Here is a 1,715-nt window from a genome sequence, read left to right on the forward strand (position 1 = left end):
AAAACAAAATGAAAAGGGCTAAAAGACTGGTAGTGCAGCCTTTTTAGCCCTTAACTTTTTATACTTTCTTTACTGTCAAAAAAACCTCTCACTAGCAACGGTTCCATCATTTAATGGAACACATAACTGTGAGAGGTCATTTTGATTATCTTTCAAAAATCAGAAAAAAGTTGCTATCAATGCAAGGATTGCTAAGCCACCTTGTGTCAATATAATTTTTTTGTCACTAGTGATGCTGCCATACAGAGCAACTAAAATGATATAAATCAAAAGCAGGCGACTCAATTCGACAGGAGAAGCGGAAAGAAACACGCTATAGAGCAAGCCGATGCCGATTAACCCATTATAGATTCCTTGATTTTTGAACAATGTATTCAGTGAAGGGCGTTCTAATTCTTCTTTTGATAAATTGAAAACCCGTTGCGTTCTCTTTGAAGTAGTCGCAAAAGTTTCCAAATACATGATAAATAGAAATTCAAGTGCAACGAACATGATTAAACCTATAGTAATAGTGGACATTTTGCTTCCTCCTTTTTTAAATCTGGTTTTCTTTATTATAAAGTAAACCAAGCAATCTTCCGTCCTTCATGCTTCTAGCGAACACAAAGACAAACGGAAGACCACATAGAAAGTAAGAGTAGATTTATTTAAATGTCGTGATTTTTTCTGCATCCAAACGAATGGATTCATAGCCTAATTCTTCAGCTTTACCAATTGATAGAATCATAACTGGAACGTAGCGTTCTGGATCGACATCAAAAGCCTCTGCTAATTGGTCTGCTTCAAAGCCACCAATTGGATTCGTTTCGTAGCCATGGGCACGCGCGACTAACATCAGCTGCATTGCCGCTAAGCTGGCGTCAACTTTTACGATGGAGGTCATTTGATCTTTCGTGAAGCTCTTGTAGTAAGGAATGATCGTTGCCAATTGTTGGTCTCTGACTTCTGCCGGCATTTTTCCTGCTTCAACTGCTTGATTGTAAATTTCTTCCCCGTATTCATAACAAGCTAAATCACCAAAAATCAAGATCATGGCTGCCGATGTGTCGTTTTGGCGTGTGTTGAAGCGGATCAGTGGTTTTAGTTTTGCTTTTTGCTCAGCACTTTCAACGACAACGAAACGCCATGGTTGCATGTTAACAGATGAGGGGGCAGTCGTTGCTTCTTGAATCATCGTTAACATTTCCTCATGAGAGATTTTGACCGTCTCATCATAGACACGGACGGATTTTCTTCCAAAAGTGATATCTGAAAAATCGTTGTTTACTCTATTGGTTGACATATTAGTAGCCTCTTTCATTTCATTAATTTATTCAACAACTGCAAAAACGCAGCTGCTTCTTCTTCGGTCAGCGATAGGGCGAATGCTTCCTTCTCTTGGTGTTTCTCGCAAGCAGACAGCTCTTGCTTGGCTTTAGGTGTTATTTCCACAAAGACTTCACGATTGTTGTCTTTGTTCCTTTCCCGCACTACATAATTCTTTTGTTCTAAAATTTTTAGATGTCTTGTAACTGCTGCACTATCGATCTTCAATTCAGTCTGTAAGTCAGATTGCGAACAACGTCCATTTTCTTTGATGAACATCATTAATTCATATCGGGTCAGACTGAACCCGGTGCTTTTTTCAAAAGTTGCCGTCAATTCTTGATTGGCAATTTTCAACTGATAAAGCAGGCGGCTGATTTCTCTTAGCTGCATGGAATACTCCTCTCTAA

3 protein-coding genes are annotated in these 1,715 nt (G+C 39.0%); all 3 read right to left on the bottom strand.

Features of this window, described 5'->3' with window-relative positions:
- Nucleotides 1-159: 159 nt before the first annotated feature.
- The 3 genes from AB5Z52_RS16895 to AB5Z52_RS16905 all read right to left on the bottom strand — a co-directional run bounded on the left by AB5Z52_RS16895 (nt 160) and on the right by AB5Z52_RS16905 (nt 1,698).
- Nucleotides 160-519, bottom strand: a complete 360-nt coding sequence (locus AB5Z52_RS16895) for a DUF1304 domain-containing protein (protein WP_005470923.1) — start codon at nt 517-519, stop codon at nt 160-162.
- A gap of 124 nt (nt 520-643) precedes the next feature.
- The gene (locus AB5Z52_RS16900; RefSeq protein ID WP_034704225.1) at nt 644-1,282 is read right to left on the bottom strand and encodes a nitroreductase family protein; all 639 of its coding nucleotides are present in this window, start codon (nt 1,280-1,282) and stop codon (nt 644-646) included.
- Between the two features lie 14 nt (nt 1,283-1,296).
- Nucleotides 1,297-1,698, bottom strand: a complete 402-nt coding sequence (locus tag AB5Z52_RS16905; protein WP_081131456.1) for a MarR family winged helix-turn-helix transcriptional regulator — start codon at nt 1,696-1,698, stop codon at nt 1,297-1,299.
- Nucleotides 1,699-1,715: the final 17 nt, after the last annotated feature.

This window comes from Enterococcus sp. RTP21361st1_A6_RTP21361_211029, assembly GCF_040910045.1.
In the GTDB taxonomy this organism is placed as follows: Bacteria; Bacillota; Bacilli; order Lactobacillales; family Enterococcaceae; genus Enterococcus_D; species Enterococcus_D gallinarum.